This is a genomic window from Tranquillimonas alkanivorans, assembly GCF_900115595.1.
Taxonomy (GTDB): Bacteria; Pseudomonadota; Alphaproteobacteria; order Rhodobacterales; family Rhodobacteraceae; genus Tranquillimonas; species Tranquillimonas alkanivorans.
Map to the genome: position 1 here is coordinate 1 of NZ_FOXA01000028.1, position 2,789 is coordinate 2,789.

The 2,789-nt window shown below is 66.1% G+C and carries 3 protein-coding genes and 1 pseudogene; 3 read left to right on the forward strand and 1 reads right to left on the reverse strand.

All coding sequences use genetic code 11. The annotated features are described in order from the left end of the window. Positions 1-447 precede the first annotated feature (447 nt). From BM162_RS18785 to BM162_RS18795, 3 genes are all read left to right on the forward strand, one after another. A complete protein-coding gene (locus BM162_RS18785) occupies positions 448-1,353 on the forward strand; it encodes an EamA family transporter (protein WP_093425064.1) in 906 nt (301 codons plus the stop codon). Positions 1,354-1,517: 164 nt separating this feature from the next. After that, a complete protein-coding gene (locus tag BM162_RS18790; RefSeq protein WP_093425066.1) occupies positions 1,518-1,745 on the forward strand; it encodes a hypothetical protein in 228 nt (75 codons plus the stop codon). Positions 1,746-2,080: 335 nt separating this feature from the next. Beyond that, positions 2,081-2,413, forward strand: a complete 333-nt coding sequence (locus BM162_RS18795; RefSeq protein WP_143096221.1) for a hypothetical protein — start codon at positions 2,081-2,083, stop codon at positions 2,411-2,413. 21 nt (positions 2,414-2,434) lie between these two features. Here the strand turns inward: BM162_RS18795 and BM162_RS18800 are convergent. After that, positions 2,435-2,789, reverse strand: a pseudogene (locus BM162_RS18800) (integrase core domain-containing protein); the annotation flags it as partial.

Here is a 2,789-nt window from a genome sequence, read left to right on the forward strand (position 1 = left end):
GGATTGCGCGACCATCATCGTCTGCCGATGGCGAGCCGTCCGCTACGGGAGGTAGCACTGACATCTGCGGGGACGCGCTCGCGGTAAGCGGTCGCCATCGACGGCGCGACGTCGATGGCGGCTGTAAACTTTTCGGCCCCGCCACCGCCAGGCACGCCGAGGCAGACGGTTCCGCATGCGTCGGCTGAGGAAGGGGAGGGGTGTCCGCCAAACAGCTTGGTCCGATCCCGTCGATCGGCGGACTTCCGTGCTCGTGAGGCAGACCCGCTATTATCGCACGGCCCGACAGCGTGGGTGCGGAGGGCCGGGGGCGTGAGGCACACCGGCGCGCGAAATAGTCTTATCTCGTGGGGTAGGGGGCGCTCGGGCTGAGATCGTATGCAAGACCGCGCCGCTCAGACAATGCCGTGCTGTCGTTTCGGCCGGGGGACGGTTAGACGGAACCGCATGACCGAGTCTCAAACCGTAATCATCGCCAGCCTGATCGTGGTGGCGACCGGTGCGTTCTGGGGCGTTTACTGGCTGCCCGTCCGTCGCATGGCAGAGGCCGGCCTGCCGGGCGCCTGGGGCACGCTCGCAGCCGTGGCATTGGCGGCTCTGGTGCTGGCGCCGGCCGCGGCGAGGCATCGGCGGGAGATCGCGGAGGCGCACCCGCTGGCGCTGGCCTCGATCGCCCTCGGCGGCGCGGCCTTCGTGCTCTACTCGGTCGCGCTGCTTTACGGGCGGGTCGCCGTCATCATCCTCCTGTTCTACCTCACTCCGGTCTGGAGCACGCTGATCGGGCGCTACGTGATGGGCTGGCGGAGCCGGCCGGAGCGCACGTTGGCGATCGCGCTCGGCCTCGGCGGTCTCGGCCTGATGCTGGGGGCCGACGGCGAGGTGCCGCTCCCGCGAGGGCTCGGGGAATGGCTCGCCCTGCTCTCGGGACTTCTTTGGTCCGTCTCCTCCACCGGCATCCGCTCCAAGTCGACCCTCGGGTCGGCGACGGCCGGGTTCGTGTTCGTTCTCGGCGCATGTGCAGGGGCTCTGGTGCTGGTTCTGGTTCTTGGGCCGTGGGCGCCGGAAGTCACGCCGGACGAACGCGGCGCGGCCACGAACTGGGTGCTCGCGGCGGGCGGCATCTGGTGGGGTCTCTCCATGGCGGCCCTGATGTGGGCGGCGGCGCGTCTGGAACCTGCGCGCGTGGGCCTTCTCCTGATGTCGGAGGTCCTCGTCGGAGCCCTCTCGGGTGCGGTCCTTGCGGGAGAACGGCTCGGACCGCTCGAAGTTGTCGGCGGCGCCTTGGTGCTCGGCGCGGGGGGTGTGGAGATCTGGTCCGGGCGGAGCAGGGGGAGACGGCGGCACACGGCTTGAGCACGTGCAGCGCTCCCGTTCGCGCGGCCGTCCTTGTGACACACCAACTGCCGTGTGCAAGGTTTTGGATGACTTCGCGGAAGGCGATTCTGTCGGCCCCCCGTCCGGACCATTTACCTCCTCGCATGGCGGGAAGCCGCCTTTTATCTCGAGGAGAAACACCAATGAACGACCGCCACCACATCCCCACGCGAATGCAGATCATTAACTGGCACGACGGCGGACCGCTGCCTGATGCGTTTGAGCCTTGGGCTTTCGAGGAAGAGGAACTGGAGGAGCTGCGGCAGCTCTGCGATGAGGGGCCGCACGTGGATATTCTTGACGCGGCGCTTCGGAGCCTCCTGCCCGAGCACTCGGTGATGTCGATAATGCGCGCCATCGAGTATTGTTGAAGCGTCTTCTGGCGAGGGAGGCGCCGCCGGATTTGAATGGGTGCAGCGGACATGTGCCGCCTCGCTCTCTTCGACGGTCGCGCTTGCGGTCGGGAGGCACACCCAAGGGTCGAGGATTGCGGCGCGTGCCCTGGAAGGAGATGACCTGTTCTTGACACGCGCAGGTTGACCGGCGGCCGGTAACCTGTTGATGCTGCCTGCCAAGCAACTTCGAGTAAATACTGATGCCTCAAGACCAAGATCGGGCTGCCGGTGTCGAGGCAGAACGGCGTGTCGTCTTCAAGGCGACATGTGCCGCGACAGTGAATTTCGCATCTGCGCAGAACGATGTCGCGGTGCTTCACTCTCTGGTGGTGGAGAACCGTGGTGACCGTCCTCTGGACAACCTGGAGGTGGTCGCGCGGGCGCACCCGCCAGTTCTGGCGGAGACGCGGTGGACGATCGACCGCATTGCGGCTGGATCGGAGGTCGCGCTGCGCGACCTGGCCACAAGGCTCGACATCGAGCGGCTCGCCAGGCTTGACGAGGCGGAGGTTTGCGAACTCGTCCTGTCGGTGACGACGGAGGACGGCCACACCGAGGAACAACGGCATCGCCTGGAACTGCTGGCGCGCGACGAGTGGGGCGGGGTGAACTGCCCCATTCGAGTGGTCCAGGTTGATTGTTAATGCATTGCCCCTCCTTCGGTCGACGGTGACGATGGCTTCCGGGGCAGGCGGTCTGTAGCCCAGGGCGCTATGGGGGCGGATGGTATTGTAGTGGCGCCGCCATTGTTCGATGAGGATCTGGGCCTCGCGGAGCGAGTAGAAGATCTCCCCGTCGAGCAGCTCGTTGCGGAAGCGGGCGTTGAAGCTCTCACAATAGCCGTTCTCCCACGGTGATCCGGGCTCTATGAAGGCAGTTTTCGCGCCCACGGCTTCGATCCATTCACGGACCTTTCGGGCGGCGAACTCGGGCCCGTTATCGGATCTGATGAACTCAGGGGGCCCCCGCAGGATGAAGAGATCTGTCAGGGCATCGACCACGTCGAGCGAGTTGAGCTTC